14 protein-coding genes are annotated in these 18,382 nt (G+C 40.9%); 6 read left to right on the top strand and 8 right to left on the bottom strand.

Annotated features, from left to right (window positions below; translation table 11 throughout):
- Positions 1-10: 10 nt before the first annotated feature.
- From C8P65_RS06685 to lepA, 8 genes are all read right to left on the bottom strand, one after another.
- Positions 11-802, bottom strand: a complete 792-nt coding sequence (locus tag C8P65_RS06685; protein ID WP_107782144.1) for a hypothetical protein — start codon at positions 800-802, stop codon at positions 11-13.
- Between the two features lie 266 nt (positions 803-1,068).
- Positions 1,069-2,556: a YfcC family protein gene (locus C8P65_RS06680; protein ID WP_107782143.1), complete on the bottom strand. Its 1,488-nt coding sequence runs from the start codon at positions 2,554-2,556 to the stop codon at positions 1,069-1,071.
- Between the two features lie 8 nt (positions 2,557-2,564).
- The gene (locus C8P65_RS06675) at positions 2,565-3,233 is read right to left on the bottom strand and encodes a porin family protein (protein WP_107782142.1); all 669 of its coding nucleotides are present in this window, start codon (positions 3,231-3,233) and stop codon (positions 2,565-2,567) included.
- Positions 3,234-3,278: 45 nt separating this feature from the next.
- Complete coding sequence (locus C8P65_RS06670) at positions 3,279-3,896, bottom strand: hypothetical protein (RefSeq protein ID WP_107782141.1); 618 nt, start codon at positions 3,894-3,896, stop codon at positions 3,279-3,281.
- 33 nt (positions 3,897-3,929) lie between these two features.
- The gene (locus C8P65_RS06665; protein WP_107782140.1) at positions 3,930-4,310 is read right to left on the bottom strand and encodes a DUF6331 family protein; all 381 of its coding nucleotides are present in this window, start codon (positions 4,308-4,310) and stop codon (positions 3,930-3,932) included.
- A 39-nt stretch (positions 4,311-4,349) separates the two neighbouring features.
- Positions 4,350-5,129, bottom strand: a complete 780-nt coding sequence (locus C8P65_RS06660; RefSeq protein ID WP_107782139.1) for a hypothetical protein — start codon at positions 5,127-5,129, stop codon at positions 4,350-4,352.
- Positions 5,130-5,176: 47 nt separating this feature from the next.
- A complete protein-coding gene (locus tag C8P65_RS06655; RefSeq protein WP_107782138.1) occupies positions 5,177-6,178 on the bottom strand; it encodes an NHL repeat-containing protein in 1,002 nt (333 codons plus the stop codon).
- Positions 6,179-6,248: 70 nt separating this feature from the next.
- Positions 6,249-8,045 carry a translation elongation factor 4 gene (lepA, locus tag C8P65_RS06650; protein ID WP_107782137.1) on the bottom strand — a complete coding sequence of 599 codons (1,797 nt, stop codon included), beginning with the start codon at positions 8,043-8,045 and terminating at the stop codon, positions 6,249-6,251.
- A 224-nt stretch (positions 8,046-8,269) separates the two neighbouring features.
- On the opposite strand from lepA, the gene C8P65_RS06645 reads away from it, so the two are divergent.
- The 6 genes from C8P65_RS06645 to C8P65_RS06620 all read left to right on the top strand — a co-directional run bounded on the left by C8P65_RS06645 (position 8,270) and on the right by C8P65_RS06620 (position 18,292).
- On the top strand, positions 8,270-9,217 hold the full coding sequence (locus tag C8P65_RS06645; protein WP_107782136.1) for an aminodeoxychorismate synthase component I: 948 nt from the start codon (positions 8,270-8,272) through the stop codon (positions 9,215-9,217).
- The gene (locus C8P65_RS06640) at positions 9,217-9,813 is read left to right on the top strand and encodes an aminotransferase class IV (RefSeq protein ID WP_107782135.1); all 597 of its coding nucleotides are present in this window, start codon (positions 9,217-9,219) and stop codon (positions 9,811-9,813) included. The genes C8P65_RS06645 and C8P65_RS06640 overlap by 1 nt, the downstream gene beginning before the upstream one ends.
- 350 nt (positions 9,814-10,163) lie before the next feature.
- Positions 10,164-13,181 (top strand): SusC/RagA family TonB-linked outer membrane protein, encoded by a 3,018-nt coding sequence (locus tag C8P65_RS06635; protein ID WP_245887357.1) that lies wholly within the window; start codon positions 10,164-10,166, stop codon positions 13,179-13,181.
- A gap of 12 nt (positions 13,182-13,193) precedes the next feature.
- Positions 13,194-14,846 (top strand): RagB/SusD family nutrient uptake outer membrane protein, encoded by a 1,653-nt coding sequence (locus tag C8P65_RS06630; protein ID WP_095914554.1) that lies wholly within the window; start codon positions 13,194-13,196, stop codon positions 14,844-14,846.
- A gap of 16 nt (positions 14,847-14,862) precedes the next feature.
- Positions 14,863-16,536, top strand: a complete 1,674-nt coding sequence (locus C8P65_RS06625) for a hypothetical protein (protein ID WP_107782133.1) — start codon at positions 14,863-14,865, stop codon at positions 16,534-16,536.
- A gap of 64 nt (positions 16,537-16,600) precedes the next feature.
- Positions 16,601-18,292, top strand: a complete 1,692-nt coding sequence (locus C8P65_RS06620) for a hypothetical protein (RefSeq protein ID WP_107782132.1) — start codon at positions 16,601-16,603, stop codon at positions 18,290-18,292.
- The last annotated feature ends 90 nt before the right edge of the window (positions 18,293-18,382 follow it).

Below are 18,382 nucleotides of genomic sequence, written 5' to 3'. Positions count from 1 at the left end.
GTGATAGGGATTATCTTCTGAAAACTAAGAAAGGAGGGCGAGAGCGGCGGTTGCCTCTATGGCTCTTTTTACTTTTAGATATAAAATTTTTTACATAGCCCATAAAAACCAATAAAAGGAGTACTCCAAAAACAATACAAGCTATTTTAGCAGGCAAAGGCAAGTCGTCCTCTTCATAAGCGGCGAGCAAAAGGACTATAGCAAAACCAAGTATTATCATCGGAATGACAATGCAAAAAAAGGCAATACCCAATATTTGCTTATAAGGTATCATATCTTTATTCAATATGTAAAGCACAATTCCTACAAGGAGAAAATCAAAAAGCAGGGCAAAGAAGACCATTACGGATAGTATGGTATAGAAGCCTCTATCTGCTATGAAAATATTTCCTGTATGCGGGTTGTAGTTTACCTTGTAAATTATTGACTTTGAATTATAAGTGTGTGAACTATAGTAGTGTGAGGCTTGCTTTGTAATGGTATCACCTTGAGTGGTTATTAGCTGAAATACAGGTACTTTTACGGTAACTTCTTTAGTATAACCATATTCATCGGTTTTCTCTCTCTTTTCATATGCAAAATCTACTATTTTAGCGTTGTAAGTTTCATTTTGGTATAGGTCTTCAATATAACTAAAAACAGCTATAGGGAGCAAGCCTCCAGCTAAAGTAATGGTGGGTACTGTAGCAAAAGTGATGAGGTAAATAAAAATACCTGATTCAGAGCGAAAACGCTTTACCACGCAATAAGTAAGGATTATTGCTATTAAAAAGAGTATGTAAATAATAGAAGAACCCATCATTTTCTTATTTTTTAGTCTATTGATTGAAATAGATACTTCAAAAAAACAGTTTAAAACAACTTCTTATTATAGATAAAGAGTACTGTATATAAAAGAACAACCAAAAAGGCAATAAGAATATGAATAAACATCTCTTTGTTTTTAATAGCTCTTTTAAGATTTAGGAACAATATTCCTAAAATGTATAAAAAGCACAATAATATAATATATTCCATAGATTACTAATATTTTAAAAAGTGAATTAATAATAATTACCAGTAGCTTGGCTATCTATTGGTTATTAAAAGCAAGCATATTAGCACTACTGCAAAGATAAGCACTAACGGCATACAGAAGCGCAACCACTGTCGGTAATTTACATTCACCATTGCCAAAGACGGCAAGATAAGTCCGGTGGGGGTAATGAGCGCCATTACGCCCATACCAAATAGGTAAGCACTTACTACGCTATGCCCCTCAACGCCTACAACTGAGGCTAACGAACCAATAATAGGCATAGTCAGTACTGCCATTCCTGAAGAAGAGGCAATAAATAAGCTCAATACCCCAAAAATAAGCATCAGCATAGGCAAGAATAGTATAGGCGACATTCCTTGTACTAAGTCGGTAGCGTAATGCAGTATAGTGCCCGATATTTGTCCGTCATTTAAGATGAACGATACCCCTCTGGCAATACCGATGATAAAAGCTACCCCCAGCAAGTCGCGTGCTCCTGCTATAAAATGCTGTACAAAAGCCTCTTCGCCACAGCGTTGTAGCACAGCTATGGCAATGGCAGCTACTAAAAAGAGAGCCGTCATTTCGCCAAACCACCATTCCCATTGCGATACCCCCACAATCATCACTATAAACGAAAGGGCAAAGACCAAAAGCTCTATCTTGGTAGATAGCTTTAGTGTGGTAGTCTTTTCAGGCGTATTAGAGGCGTATATTTCGGGTAAGGCAACCCCATAGACGATAGACTTCTCGGGGTGTTTTTTTACCTTTTCGGCATACCTAATGATGTAAATGATGCTGATAAGCACGCACAGCACTAAGGCTGTTAGGCGCACATAGAGTCCTGAAGTCCAGTCTACCCCTGCGGCATCCGAGGCGATAATCACCGCAAACGGATTGGTAGTCGATGCCATAGAGCCTACATTCGAACCTATGTAAATCACCGCTAAGGGCACTATAAGGTCGTAACCAGCGGCTAAGAAAATGGGTACCAGCATAGGGTAGAAAGCCAAAGTTTCTTCAGCCAGCCCAAACGAAGTACCCCCCAGCGCTAAGAGAGTGGTGAGCAAGATGATAAGGATACCCTCACGCCCTTTTAGCAAGTGCGCCAGATAGCCCACCCCCATATTCAGAGCTCCCGAACTGTTGAATACCCCTATAAAGCCCCCCAATACTAATACGAAGAGAATTACCTCTATACTGTCGTAAATTCCTTTGATAGGGGCGAAGAGCACCGCCTGCACCCCTTGCGGATGTCCCTGCTGTGGTACGTAGGTGTTGGGGATAGAAATAGCTTTTTTGATTTTGTTTTCTTTGAATTTGCTCAGCTGAATACTGATGCCCCTACTGTCTAAAGCCTCTTGGGTAGCCGGTACTGTATAAGAACTGTCGGCTGTCTGTATCACAAAAACATCTTGCGACTTGTCGTACAACAAAGAACTATAAGCCCCTGAAGGCAGTAAGAAAGTAAGTCCTGCTGCTAAAATAATTACCAGCATCAATACGGTATAAGGGGTTGGGAACTTGAGTTTTTTCATTAATTATTTTAGTTTTTAGTCAGTTTATAAGCGATAGAGAAGGAGAGCATTGTCACAGAAAGACTGCGTGCTTTGCTAAAATTAACATCGTATACACGCCCAGCGATAGGGGTAAGGTTAGGCGAGATACGCACATCGCCCATCAGCACCACTCGGTCGAGGTTCCACATCACCCCTCCGCCAATATGGGCAGCGAGTACTATCTTGTTAAATTTTGAATATACATCAGAGGTGCGGTCGAAAAATAGGTTGTCAGCACTATGAGTGGCAGTGAGCAAAAATTTAGGCGAGAGCCCTATCTGAAAGAACCCTCTGAACAAACGTTTGCCCTCTAATTGCAGCAAAACAGGCATATCGATATAAGTATAGGTAAAACGACCAGAATAATAAGAACTTTGCAGAGAGCTGTAGTGGTAACCAGCCCCTTCGTTTTTATAGAGCAGTTCGGTATGTAGGGCTAAATGCTTTTTTAGGGGGATACGCACAAAAGCCCCTGCATTGATAATGCCCCAATTGCCCGAACGACTAATTTCCAGTCCGCTATTCGACTCGAAACCTCCTGGACTACTGCCGTAAAGCAGCGGATTATTGACTTTTATTCCCACCGCTACTTGTGCTAAGCTAGTACCAACAAGCAAAAAGAGAAGAAAGGTGATATATGTTTTCTGTGTTTTCATAGGGCAAAGGTAGGTTATTTTTCCTAATTAGGCAAACAAAAAACACTACCTACCAATTTCTGATATTAATGAAGAATATCTTATAGGTTTAATACTTCTATTAGCTATTACATCATCTAATAAATTTAGATATACGGCAGAACCTGCATATGCCTTGCTAAGCCCTAAGAGTTTCTTGCTGTAGAGGGGGCGCTTTGCAAAAACAGTATAACCACTATCAATCACACTCATCACAGTATTTTTAGATGTTTCATAAAAGTTGTTTTTGCCCACAATATTGAAGCTTTTCTCAGCAAAAACACCAAAATCAATACTATTTATTAAGGGGTAGCTAAGCAAACTCATCGAAGTTGTAACCAATTGTCGCTCATTGGCGTAATATTTGGCATTAAGCTGAGGAATATAAACCAAAGTAAGGTTGGGAAAATTCAAAAAATACTCCAGCCCACTCCCTCTAAAACCAAAAGTATTATTATTATCCTTATATTTATCAAAAGCTATAATAATATGCAGTTTAGGGTTGTTTAAATGCTGTTTAAACACATTTTCTCTCAAATAACCACTTATCTGAATATAAGGAGATATAATAATAAGCTCCTTTTCAGCCTTAAAAAGGGTGTCATAAATAGTATCCGATAGGGGTTTTGCGGTTAAAAAATCCATAAGTATATTGTTGTTTTAAAAAGAAAATCGTAATTACTCTCCTAAAAAGTTTGTGTTGTCCTCAATAGTTTTTATAATATGCGCTAATAGCTGCAAAAATACTTTTTTATCAAAATTATTGTTTAGAATAGTGCTGCCTACAGTGTTGTACCACCATTGTTCTTCAATGGCAGTTTGCATTGCTTTAAGTTGTGTTACAATACTTTCAGAAGAGAGTCCTACAAGCGCCTTGTGGATATTCTCAGGCATAAACGAAAACGCCTCAATACCACAACACTCCCTAACACATTCTACCTCCAACTTATCAAAAAAGGCATTTAGCGGTGCAATATAAGGGTCGAGATCTAACAGCTTCCCATTGTAATCTATTGGGAGCTCTTCGATAAATAGGTTATTGCCAATGAGGATAGACATAGAGGGGATTAACAATCTTTATATAGTTTTATGAATTTTCTATTTAGGCGGAAATATCAACCCCAATCTTATTAACTCATTTGCATCTTCTTTAGAAAGATCATTCATATCTATGATTCCTAAAAAACAAGAGGGAAGAAATTCTATTATTTCAAAATGTGATTTTTTAGATTTTGAATTGATTTCAGCAATTAAATCTATCACTTTCTCTTCTTTAGCGTGACGAAAATAAAAATTTGAAGGTACTAAATCAGCTATATGCTTTTCTTTTCTTGTTAAGTATTCAATAAATGTTTTGTTAGAAAAATCTTCATAATGTGAAAGAAAATACGAATGTTTTTCACTTAAATAAGTCCGTAAATCAATATTAGGAACTACACATTTGGGTACGTATTCAATAATATTATACGAATGAAAATTTTCTTCTACCCACAAGTAATAGTCGTCATCATCCCTTGTTACCAATATTTCATTGATATTAATTTCTCCAAATAACTCATTTAAAGAATTAGCAATTTTTACAAGCCTATAATCAGCTTTCATAAATGATTTATAAAACACCTCACCAGTATCTTTGGTATAGTAAATACATCCCCTTTCTTCCCAATCAGCATTAACATTGTCTAAGGCAAAACAGTTCATATCCTTATAATAGGCAGACTCTTTTTCATCACAGATATAGAAAAAGCCAAAATTAGCATAATGAAAACATCTTTTCCCTTCTCTAAATTCTTTACTCTTTCGGATAGAGTTCACTATAGCATCATTACTTTTATTTGATTTCTTGCCTTTACTAAATAAATTTTTAAATAAATTCACAGCTTTTTGATAATTATTGGTTTATTGGCAGATTCAAGCCATAAAGATTACTTCCTTTCTCGTTCTAAAAGATATTTAGCGATTTCCTCTTTGAAGTTGGCTATTTTTATCAGAGTTGTAGAAAGAGCTAAATACATATCTTTCCCTTTAATAGATATAACATCTACATCAAAATCTACATCATTATACCCCAGTCCGCTTTTAGGAGTTTTCAATTCAATGTATTTTCCCGATAAGTAGTCTTCTAATTTGTTAGTTGTTGGGTTAAATTTCAAAATGCCTTGATTACGAGCAACTACATAAATTACTCCATCATCATCAATAGCTAAATCGTTTATGGTTCCAGAGTAGTTTTTGAGTAAAGTAGTAACTTTAAAAGATGTGCCTTCTGGTTCTATTTTACGAATGCTTTTTTTTCCATCAATAACATATATATCTTTTCCAAACACAGCCATTTGGAAAATACCTCGAAAGCTTGCGTTTATGCCAGTCCCATCAGAAATTTCATCTCTTCCTGACCCCATTACATCAACAATAGTTCCTAAATTATGAAAATATCTTTTGATTGTTTTTGAATAGAAATCAAAAAACATAAATTCATTGCTATTGTAACGAGTTAACGCAAGGATACCCTCACTTCCTCCAAAATATGAGGGAGTGTATTTTACTTCAATTTCTGTAGTTTGTTGAGTGCTTGGTGTGTATTTAAAAATCTTATGAGCACGTAAACGACCTTCTGTATAATAAATATCTCCACTGTCAGAGAAAGCAACGCTTGAACCATCATTGTTAATATTAAAATTATCAGATTTTGTAACTGTTACAGAAGAAGTATTTCCTTTTGAATCTATTTTTCCAATAAAAGGGTCTTGCCTTATGAAATAAAGGTCTTCATTATGCAGTGCTATATTCTTTACCCAACCCTTTGCTTCTTCCATATATGTAACTTTTAATTTACCTTTGTAAGGGTCTTCTAAGTAACTATCTTCTTTCTTTTGGCAAGAAAAAAATGTTCCAATCAATAAAAATAATAATCCTAATTTTTTCATTTGTATATTGTATATATTAAAAATGTTATTTGCCTAAAGTATATAAAAAATGCCTACAGTATTGTGTTTTCTAGTCATTCAACTTCAACACCGCCATAAAGGCGCTTTGTGGTATCTCTACGTTGCCGACTTGGCGCATACGTTTCTTACCGGCTTTCTGTTTCTCCAATAGCTTACGCTTACGCGAGATGTCCCCTCCATAACACTTGGCAGTAACGTCCTTACGCAAGGCTTTAATAGTCTCGCGCGAGATGATTTTAGCTCCAATAGCCGCCTGTATAGGTATGTCGAACTGCTGGCGCGGTATGAGCTCACGCAGCTTCTCGCACATCTTCTTACCTATATTATAAGCATTATCAGCGTGGATAAGAGCCGAAAGCGCATCTACCGACTGCGAGTTGATAAGAATATCGACCTTCACAAGGTTAGAAGCACGCATTCCGATAGGGGAGTAGTCAAACGAAGCATAGCCCTTGCTCACCGTTTTGAGGCGGTCGTAGAAGTCAAACACTATCTCGGCCAAAGGCATATCAAAGTTTAGCTCTACACGCTCAGGGGTGAGGTAGTGCTGATTGGTTATCTGTCCGCGTTTTTCTATACAGAGCGACATTACTTGCCCTACAAAGTCCGATTTGGTAATGATGCTCGCCTTGATATAAGGCTCTTCTACACGGTCTAATTTCGAAGGGTCTGGCAGGTCAGAAGGGTTATTAACGATAATCGCTTTTTCAGGTTCTTTCTTGGTAAAGGCGTGGTAACTAACGTTAGGCACGGTGGTAATCACCGTCATACCAAACTCGCGCTCTAAGCGCTCTTGCACAATCTCTAAGTGTAGCATACCCAAGAAACCACAACGGAAACCAAAGCCCAAAGCCGCCGAACTCTCTGGGGTAAACACTAGTGAAGCATCGTTTAGCTGTAGCTTTTCCATTGAGGCGCGTAGCTCTTCGTAATCTTCAGTATCTACCGGATAGATACCCGCAAATACCATCGGTTTTACGTTCTCAAAGCCATCGATAGCCTCCTTACAGCCATCGACTGCCGAGGTAATGGTATCGCCCACTTTCACCTCGCGCGCATCTTTGATACCGGTGATAAGATAACCTACATCGCCCGCACTAATCACTTGCTTAGGCACTTGGTTGAGCTTAAGGGTACCCACCTCGTCGGCATCGTAGGTCTTGCCGTTAGACATAAATTTGATTTTCTGCCCTTTGCGTATCTCGCCATTCATCACGCGGAAGTAAGTTTCGACCCCGCGGAAAGAGTTGTACACCGAGTCGAAGATAAGCGCTTGCAGCGGTGCTTTAGGGTCGCCTTTAGGGGCAGGGATACGCTCGATAATCGCCTCTAAAATAGCCTCTACGCCCAAGCCGGTCTTACCACTGGCAGGGATAATATCATCAGGCGAGCAGCCCAGTAGGTCTACTATATCGTCTTTCACCTCCTCAGGGTTAGCGCTGGGTAGGTCTATTTTGTTGAGTATGGGTATGATTTCAAGGTCGTTTTCAAGAGCCAAGTACAGGTTAGAAATCGTCTGAGCCTGAATGCTTTGGGCTGCATCTACTATCAGCAGCGCCCCCTCACAAGCCGCTATAGAGCGCGATACTTCGTAAGAGAAATCCACGTGACCGGGGGTATCGATAAGGTTAAGGATATAAGTTTCGCCTTTATACACGTACTCCATCTGTATAGCGTGGCTTTTGATAGTGATGCCGCGCTCGCGCTCTAAGTCCATATTATCTAGCAATTGGTCTTGTTTTTCGCGTTCGGTTACGGTTTGGGTAAAGTCGAGTAGGCGGTCAGCAAGGGTACTCTTGCCGTGGTCAATATGTGCAATAATGCAGAAATTACGGATGTTTTTCATCGGGTATTACGATTTCGCTATTAACTATTATAATTAAAGGGGCAAATATACGAATAATTAGCAAATTAGCAAAATTAGCAAATTAGCAGATTAGCAAACTTTAATCACCGAACGAGATATGAGTGTAAGATCAGTGTAGGATCAGTGTAAGATGAGTGTAAGATCAATATACTTTGAATGAATTATTTTTATTACTTTTGCCTCCTAAAAATTAAGAAAAACTAATGAACACTAACAATTGGAAAAAAAGTCTTAACGACTTCGGACAGCAAGGCACACCCTGTCTGTTTATTATTGATTACAAAGGAGAAAACGGACACGTATTTCCGCTCTCTGAGCTTCCGAGCGATATACAATTCTCTTTTTCAGAAGAGAAAAAGGCAAATGCTGTCCCTATCCCTATAGAAAAACACCCTGTTGCTTACCCAGAGTTTGAAAAAGCCTTTAATAAAGTGCATTCTCATCTGAAAAATGGCGATACTGAGCTTGTAAATCTCACTTTTGCTACCGAAATATCGCCAGTTTCACTGCCTGAAGTGTATCAGAATGCTTCTGCTAAGTATAAAATGCTATACAAAGACGATTGGGTGTGCTTTTCGCCCGAGATTTTTGTGAAAATAGAAGATAATTTGATAAAAACCTATCCGATGAAAGGGACTATCAGTGCCACTATCCCCGATGCCGAGGCTACTTTATTGCATAATGAAAAGGAGATTGACGAGCATCATAAGGTGGTGCGGCTCTTGTCTGACGATTTGCAAAAAGTAGCTACCAATGTGCATACCACTCGCTTTAGGTATGTAGATGTTATCAAAAAATCTACTGGCGACCTCCTTCAGACCAGCTCTGAAATAGTAGGGGAGTTGCCTGCCAATTGGCAAGAACATTTAGGCGACTTGTTAGCGGCTATGCTTCCGGCAGGCTCTATAGCAGGAGCGCCTAAAGAGAAATCGGTAGTGGTGATTGATGAGGCAGAGACCTATGAGCGCGGTTTTTATACCGGCATTGCAGGCGTTTTTGACGGCAAGACGGTAGATAGTTTTGTGTTGATACGCTTTATAGAGCGCATAGGCGACCGCTATTTCTACAAGAGTGGCGCAGGGATTACTGCCCAAAGCCAGCCGCTAAACGAGTATAACGAGATTATTGAGAAAATATATATACCTATCTGATGCTTCACCAATTTATTGAAACGATAAAGCTCTCTGACGGACGTGTTTTTCATTTGGAATATCACCAAGAGCGCGTGTGCAATACTTTTTCGCATTTCTTTGCTAACAAAAAGGTACTTTCGCTGTCCGATATTATCGAAAAAGTCACTTTGCCTACCCAAGGGAAGCACAAAATCCGCATAGTATACGGCAGTGAGTGTCCCACGATAGAGGTGCTACCTTATCAGATACGCCCTATTGCTACTATTAAATGCGTAGAAGCCGACTTTTTGGACTATAGCTATAAGTTTTTAGACCGCACTTTCCTCAATACACTAAAGGAAAGTGCGGGTACTGATGAGGTTATCTTTGTTAAAAACGGCAAGGTAACCGATAGTAGCTATGCTAATATCATCTTTTTTGACGGACGACAATGGGTTACGCCCTCTACTTATCTTCTTAATGGCACCTGTCGTCAGCGATTGCTTAAAGAAGGTAAAATAAAGGAAGCCCCGATACACTACACCGATATTCATCACTTTGAACAAATAGGCTTTATCAATGCTATGCTCGATATGGGAGAGCTTAGTTTGCCAATTAGCCAATTAGTTAATTAGTTAATTGAAATATTGATAATAATTAAAATTTTTATTATTTACCCCCTTTTTCTTTGGAAAACTTGGGGGTTTTATTTTCGTTTTTAGTGTAATTACCCCTTTTTTAGGGTAAAAATAAATGCGTTTTTATCAGAAATGCGAAAAAGTACGAAATATTTTATAAATAGCTATTTTGTATATTTAACTGATAATCTGTATTTTATATTTTATACTGACTAAAAAATGGCTATTTAAATAAAAATATTTAATAAAATGCTTGCATTTTTTTTTTTTTGTTTTTACTTTGCACCGTCAATAAAAATAATTAGAAAATTAACAACTAAAAAAAAGGAACTATGCGAGACAAAGCAATGATGAAAAGACATTGGGCAGCATTACTGTTGCTATGTCTGTGTACTTTTTCGGCGTGGGCACAGTCGCTTAACGTAAAAGGAAAGGTAACCGATGCTAACAAAGAACCTCTTATGGGGGTAAGTGTAGTGGTAAAAGGCACTACTAAAGGAGTCAGTACCGATATGAATGGTAATTACGCACTCGATAATGTAGCCAAAGGGGCTACTTTGGAGTTTTCGTATATCGGTATGGTAACGCAAAATATTGCAATAAATGGTCGTGGCACTATCAATGTGCAAATGAAAGACGAAAACCAACAGTTAGAAGAAGTAGTGGTAGTAGGCTACGGAGTTCAGAAAAAGTCGAGTATGACGGCAGCAGTATCTTCGGTATCGGCTAAAGAGGTGCAAAAGCAAGTTACTGCCAATGTGGCTTCAGCCCTACAAGGGCGTACCCCAGGGGTAGAAATCTTGCAACGTGGCGGTATCGCAGGGGCTGAGGTAAATATAGTAGTACGTGGTGCAGGTTCGTTTGGCGCTACCGCACCGTTATACATCATCGATGGGGCAATAGCCGATGGGCTTGATGCGCTTAACCCTTCGGATATTGAGTCGATAGAGATACTTAAAGACGGTTCGGCAGCCGCTATCTACGGTTCGCGCGCTGCTAATGGGGTAGTACTCGTTACTACTAAAGACGGTAAGAGCGGTAAGACTATAGTGCAAGTAGATGCTTCGTACTCTTACCAAACCCCTTCAAAAATGCTCGATATGATGAACGCAGAGCAATGGCGTACTTTTGCTAACCAAGTGGCAGACAACAGTCCGGCTTACGACCGCGCTCCTCAGAACGTAAACCCCACTGACCCTAATCGCAGTACTGATTGGCAAGATTTGTACTACCGCAATGCGCCAATGAGTAGCTTTAACGCCAGCGTATCAGGAGGAAGTGAAAACTCTACTTTTAATACCAGTTTGGGCTATGTAAGACAAGAGGGTATCATCATTAAATCAGAATACGATAAGTATATGGCGCGTATTAATGCTACTTTTAAAAAAGGTAGATTTTCTTTGAGTGAAAAGCTGTCTATCACTAATACTAAAAAAGTATCGCCTCCGGGGGGTCGCACTCTTGAGATGCCTACTATACCGGTAACAGACGAACACGGGCGTTATGTATCAACCGCTGCATCAAAAGGTTATTCTATCACTAATACCAATATTTCTAACCCTTTGGCAGCTATCTATAAGCAAGACGCTTTTACTCGCAATACTAGTGCTACAGGTAGTTTGGCAGGTACTTTTAAACTGATGAAAGGTTTGCAGTACAAGCTAAACGTAGCAGGAACTTATGTAAATACTAATACCTATAAGCACGTACCAGCTTATGATACCTTCTTTAACGCTGATGGTACTGCTGATAACAAACTTAACCAAACCGCACGCACTTCGCTATCTGAAGGAAGAGCTGAAAACTTCAATTATACTATTGATAACCTACTTACACTCAACCGTACTTTCCAAAAGAAACACCATATTGATGCCCTATTGGGTACGAGCTGGATGCGCGAGTTTTACCGCAAAAACTCAATTAGCTCAGGCGTACACGATTTAGGAGCCCCTACGGTAAAAACGTATAACGGCGAAGGGGTAGTGGGGTCTAATCAGGAAAATGCTGCACTGCTTTCTTTCTTTGGTAGGCTTAATTACGATTATAGCAATAAATATTTGCTATCGCTTAGTTTGCGCCGTGATGAGTCGTCTAAATTTGCTAAAGGGCATCGCGTGGGTTACTTCCCTTCAGTATCAGTAGGTTGGAATTTGCATTCAGAGCATTGGTTTAACCCTGAACTGCTTAGCAAACTGAAACTACGCGCCAGCTATGGCGAGTTGGGGGCTAACTTTATCGACCCTTATACGTTCTTAAACTTGGCATATGGCCCTGTACCTGCTGCTTTTGGCAACTCGCGCCAATATGGTTATGTTACTCGTTTTGCGCAACAAGACCTTACTTGGGAAACTTCCATTTCATCTAACGCGGCTATTGAGGTAGGAGTACTCAACAATATGCTTACCCTTACTGCTGAATACTTTATCAAGCGCAATAACAATCTGTTAGCACCGCTCGAATCACTTCCTTCTTCAGGACAAACTATCACTATCAACAAAGGAGCTGTGCCTAACTACAACACCGCTTCTGTAGAAAACAAAGGGTTAGAGTTTTCATTAGAATTTAGAAAGAAATGGGACGATTTCACTCTTAACTTCCAAACCAACTTAACCTATATGCAAAACAAGGTATTGTCATTGGGCGAAGGGGTACAACCTATTCGCGGAGAGCTGATGAGTGGTAAGTTTAACGACCGTCCTACTATCACTAAAGAAGGTTTGCCAATAGGCTCTTTCTTAGGCTACAAAGTAGTAGGCACTAATGACCAAGGCGACTTCCTTTTTGAAGGCAAAGACGGTACTGCTAAAGTGGCTAAACAGCTAAAAGAAGAAGACAAACAAGTAATAGGTAATCCTACCCCAGACTTTACTTTTGGTTATAACCTTAACTTAAACTACCGCAATTGGGATTTTACCGCTTTCTTCCAAGGGGTAGCAGGCAATGAGATTTTCTCAGCAGCTAAGTATGATTTGTACTTCAATTACGACACTAACGCTCCTGTAGATGCTTTGAACTCTTGGACACCTACCAATCGGAATACTAAGTTGCCTATCGCTAAGACTGACAACTACAGCGGCGGCAACGCATTGCCAAGTACCTTTTATATAGAAGACGGTTCTTATTTGCGCCTTAAAAACGTACAAATAGGTTATACCTTCCCGCTAACTATTCTGAAAAAGATAGGAGGCTTGCGCTCGCTACGCATCTACGGTAGCGCTCAAAACCTCTTTACGCTTACTAAGTATTCGCTATACGACCCTGAAGTGGGTAGCAATGCCTTGTTCAACAAGGGGATTGACGGTTTAGGCACTTCGCCTGCTATCAACGCCCGCGTGTATAATATGGGATTGAAATTAACATTCTAAACTGAAAACGAAATGAAAAAGATAATATATAAAGCCATATGTATAGCCTCACTTATAGGGCTAACCGCTTGCGAAAAGACTTTTGACGAATTGGCTAGCAACCCTAACCAACAAGACGTAAATGGGTTTTACAACACGCCGCAAAACATTAACAAAGGGGTGATAGGTATTTATGCCTACATCACTACTCCGAGAGCGATGGGTACAGCAGGACGCTTGCAAATTAACCGAGGCGATGAGAGTAGCGATGCTTCGGACTATGGAGTGCCAGGACAGTATTCTGCGAACCTTTCTAGCTCTTGGTATACCATAGTACAGCCTTATTCGCTTTTCTATACAGCAGCTTCGCAAGCCTGCCAAATGATAGAGGAGATACCTAAAGTGAATTTTAGCAACCAACAACTAAAGAATGCCTATTTGGGCGAGGCTTATTTTTTAAGAGCCTATACGCATTGGTTTTTGTTTTTGAACTTCCGCAATATACCACTGATGAAAGAGTTACCTTCGTCAGCCAAAGACTACAAACCACAGGCTACCCCTGAAGAGGCTTGGGACTTTATTATATCAGACCTTAAACGCGCTAAAGAACTCTTGCCAGAAAAAGGTTTTTGGACAGGCGAATCAGTAGGGCGTGTGACCAAAGGTTCGGCTATTGCCCTGCTTGGTAAAGCCTATTTGTACCGCTCAGGCATTGAGCACTACTACGGCCATAGCAACACTACTTATTATAACGAAGCCGCAGCCGAGTTTAACGAGCTAATACTCAGTGGTAAATATCGCTTAGTAGCCGATTATAACGACAACTTTAAGGTGGCTACTGAAAACAACGATGAGTCTATATTTGAGTTGCAATTCTTGGGCGATGTAACCAATACCGGATTTAACCCAGGGCTATCTAATAGTGGGGTATGGCGCGACCCACGTGGTTATTTGCCACCTACCAATAAAAATGCGAATAGCAGTGTGATACACGATTGGGTGTATAACACCTTTGTAAATTCTAAAGACGCTTCGGGGCACACCGACCCACGTATGTTCGGCACTTTGATTTTTGACGATACCAAATCAGAAATTAACGCTCGTACAGGTGATGAAGTCCGTATTTTTGATAATAAAACATTCAGAGAGTATTACGGAGCTAAAGGTTTTGGGGTAGCTAAAGCACAAGCAAAGAAGTACAAAGCGGCTTGCCGTAAAGGTATTGACTGGACGCTTGCTACTCGCAACCCTGGTGATAACTTCTATATGTGGAATGGTAGAGCCAATGGTCTTAACCAAACAGAAATCCGTTATGCTGATGTGTTGCTAATGTATGCCGAAGCTGTGGTAAAAGGCGGTACACAAGGCTCACTAACGGCGTTAGACGCTGTAAACCAAGTGCGTGCCCGCGTAGGTATGCCAGCAGTAAGCACTGTAGATATGGATGTGATAGAGCACGAACGCATCTTAGAGCTTACCCAAGAAGGGCATCGCTTTTTCGACCTATTGCGTTGGGGCAAGGTAGCACAACGTTTCCACGAATTAGAGCGCACAGACCCTAATTTTAAAAAGTATAGCAACTCTGCTTATCTTGGTTTCCAAGAAAACAAAAATGAGTGGCTACCCCTACCAGTAGATGAGGTAGAAGGCAACCCACACATCACTCGTAACAACCCAGGTTGGTAATTATTAAATTAATATAATGAAAAGAATAATCATTTTACTTTCAATTACTTTATGTATAAAGTCTTTTGGTCAGGAACTTCATAACGGTATAGTGTTGCCAGCAGAATGGCCACCACGTTATGAAGAGCCTACCGAGAGGAAAGAAATGCCGGTACCGTACTTGCAGCAAAAACCAGCCGTAATACCTATCAACACCGGTAGACAGCTATTCGTAGATGACTTTTTGCTTAGCGAAAATAAGCTACAGAAGGTATATCACACCCCTACTTATTATGCAGGCAACCCTGTGTTAGAGCCTGATAAAGAATGGGAGAAAACTACCCAAGGTGCCGTTTACGCTTCTCCTTTTAGCGATGGTATATGGTATGACGAGCGCGATGGCAAGTACAAAATGTGGTACCTAACAGGGGCAGGTACCCTACACAAAGGAGACCCCCAAACTTTCTACACCGGTTATGCCGAATCGGCTGACGGTAAGCATTGGGTGAAACCTGCCGCAGGCGTGTATAGCAATACAAACATAGTAGAAACCTCTAACCGCGATGCTGCTACTGTATGGCTCGACCGCAATGAGAAAGACCCTGCTAAGCGTTGGAAACTTTTTAATGTAGAACGCCGTCCTTCAGACCGCCGTTGGCAGATAGTGCTTAAATACTCTGCTGATGGTATTCATTGGAGCAAAGGGGTAGCACAATCGGGTGATATATACGACCGTTCATCAGCTTTCTACAATCCATTTACTAAAAAATGGGTGATTAGTATGCGTTATGGTACCCCTGTATCTAGCCGCTCGCGTGCTTATGTAGAGCACTCTGACCCTGAGGAGCTGGTATCGGTAACCCACCGCATACGCAAAGACGACCGCGATAAGCACGTGCACTACTGGTTTGCTCCTGATGACAAAGAGCTACGCCACGAAAAATACCCTGAAGTAGAACCCGGTATCTATAACTTTGATGCTATTGCGTACGAGAGTATCATACTCGGTTTCTACAGTGCGTGGGCAGGGCCTGAAAACAAGGTGTGTGAGCAAGATAAGATACAGAAGCGCAATGTGATTTCGCTCGGCTATAGTCGCGATGGTTTTCACTTTGCACGCCCTACCCACCAACCTTTTATGAATGTAAATGAGACCAAAGGCGCGTGGAACTGGGGAAATATGCAGTCAGTGAATGGAGTGCCTATCATCGTAGGCGATTCGCTTTACTTCTATGCCAGCGGGCGTAGGCTTAGCGATGTGTTTTGGGATAGTCATACTTCAACAGGCTTGGCTACCTTGCGCCGCGATGGGTTTGTATCGCTGAAAGCAGACAAAAAAGAGGCTTTTGCCACTACTGAAAAAGTAAGTTTTGACGGCGACTATTTATTTGTAAATGCGGCTCTTCCTAAAGGAAAATTGTTAGTGGAAGTATTAGATGAAAGCGGTACCCCTATTAGTGGTTTTAGCAAAAAAGACTGTATAGGGCTACAAAAAACTGATAGTACTAAAGCACGCGTACAATGGAAAGGCAACGCTACCCTTGCCATCCTTAAAGGCAAACCGGTGCGCTTTAGGTTCTACCTTACTAATGGCGACTTATACGCTTTCTGGGTATCGCCTTGGGAAACAGGCGAAAGCCGAGGCTATACCGCTGGCGGTGGTAAAGGACTGAACCCTTCGGGGATTGACTTACCCAATAATAGTCGTTAGTCTTTAGACTTTAGTCGTTAGCACAGTGTCGCTTTTTAACGACTAACACCTAAAACCAAATCAAATGAAGAAAGTATATTTAATTTTCAATATGGTATTGGCAAATACCGCTTTCGGTCAGGTACTTCATAACGGTATAACGCTACCCGCACAGTGGCCACCCCGTTATGAAGAGCCTACTGAGAGAAAAGAAATGCCAGTGCCCTACCTACAACACAAGCCAGCAGTGATACCTATCAATACTGGCAGGCAGCTATTTGTAGATGACTTTTTGCTCAGCGAGAATCATTTGCAGAAAGTTTATCATACCCCCAATTTCTATGCGCAAAATCCTGTGCTAAAAGCTGATAAGCCTTGGGAAAACACTAAAGAGGGCTATCCGTATGCAGCTCCGTTTAGCGATGGGGTGTGGTATGACGAAGCTGATCAGAAATTTAAGATGTGGTATTTGGCAGGAGCTTCGCAGGCAAATGAAGCTAAACACGGTTTGGCTACCTGCTATGCCGAATCGGTAGACGGTAAACATTGGACGAAACCCTCGTTAGATATAGTGCCCGGTACTAACTACGTAGATATAAACAACCGCGATGCCGCTACGGTATGGCTTGACCGCAATGAAAAAGACCCTGCTAAGCGCTGGAAATTCTTCAATGTAGAGTATAAAGTGATGAATAATAATGAGCATAAAAGCGATAAAGCGCAATATCAGTTTGTGCTAAAATATTCATCTGATGGTATTCATTGGACGGATAAAGGCGTAGCGCACTCAGGTAGTATAACCGATAGAGCTTCAGTGTTTTACAATCCTTTTACGCATCGCTGGGTTATTAGTATGCGCTATTCAGTGCCAGCGGTCTCTAACCGTTCGCGGGCTTATTTAGAGCACCCTAACGCTGAAGATGCCGTAAGCCTTGCCCATATGAAGAGCCGACAAATTAACGATAAGTATAATGTTTTTTGGTTTACGCCTGACGACAAAGAGAAACACCACCCTGATTATCCTGAAGTAGCCCCTGGTATTTACAATTTTGATGCTATTGCCTACGAGAGTATTATTTTAGGTTTTTACAGTCAGTGGCAAGGCCCTGAAAATGGTATTGCTAAAAAAGCGATGATGCCCAAGCGCAATGAGGTGCAGTTAGGCTACAGCCGTGATGGGTTTCACTTTGCGCGCCCTACACACCAGTCGTTTATGGGAGTAAATCCTACTGAAGGGGCGTGGAATTACGGCAATATGCAGTCAGTAAATGGGGTGCCTATTATAGTAGGCGATTCGCTTTATTTTTACAGCAGCGGTCGCTCTAAAAATGGTATTTGGTGGGATGCTGGTATGAGCACCGGCTTAGCTACCTTGCGCCGTGATGGGTTTGTATCGCTAAAAGCTGACAAGAAAGAAGCGTTTGCCACTACCGAGAAAGTGAGCTTTGACGGTGAATATCTGTTTGTAAATGCCGCTGTAGCCAAAGGTAAGTTATTAGTAGAAGTATTAGACGAAAACGGTACTCCTATCAGTGGTTTTACTAAAAAAGACTGTATAGGGCTACAGAAAACTGACAGCACCAAAGCTCGCGTACAGTGGAAAGGCAATGCTACCCTTGCGGCACTCAGAGATAAACCTTTGCGTTTTAGGTTCTACCTTACTAATGGCGATTTATACGCTTTCTGGGTATCGCCTTGGGAAACAGGAGAAAGTAGAGGCTATACTGCAGGCGGTGGTAAAGGGCTGAACCCTTCGGGGATTGATTTACCTAATTAGTCGTTAGTCGTTAGTCGTTAGTCGCTAGTCGCTAGTCGCTAGTCGCTAGTCGTTAGCATAGTGTCGCTTTCTAACGACTAAACTAAAATA

The organism is Capnocytophaga leadbetteri, from assembly GCF_003054025.1.
Lineage (GTDB): Bacteria > Bacteroidota > Bacteroidia > Flavobacteriales > Flavobacteriaceae > Capnocytophaga > Capnocytophaga leadbetteri.
The sequence above is the reverse complement of the archived record's forward strand: the minus strand, read 5'-3'. Positions and strand labels throughout refer to the sequence as shown.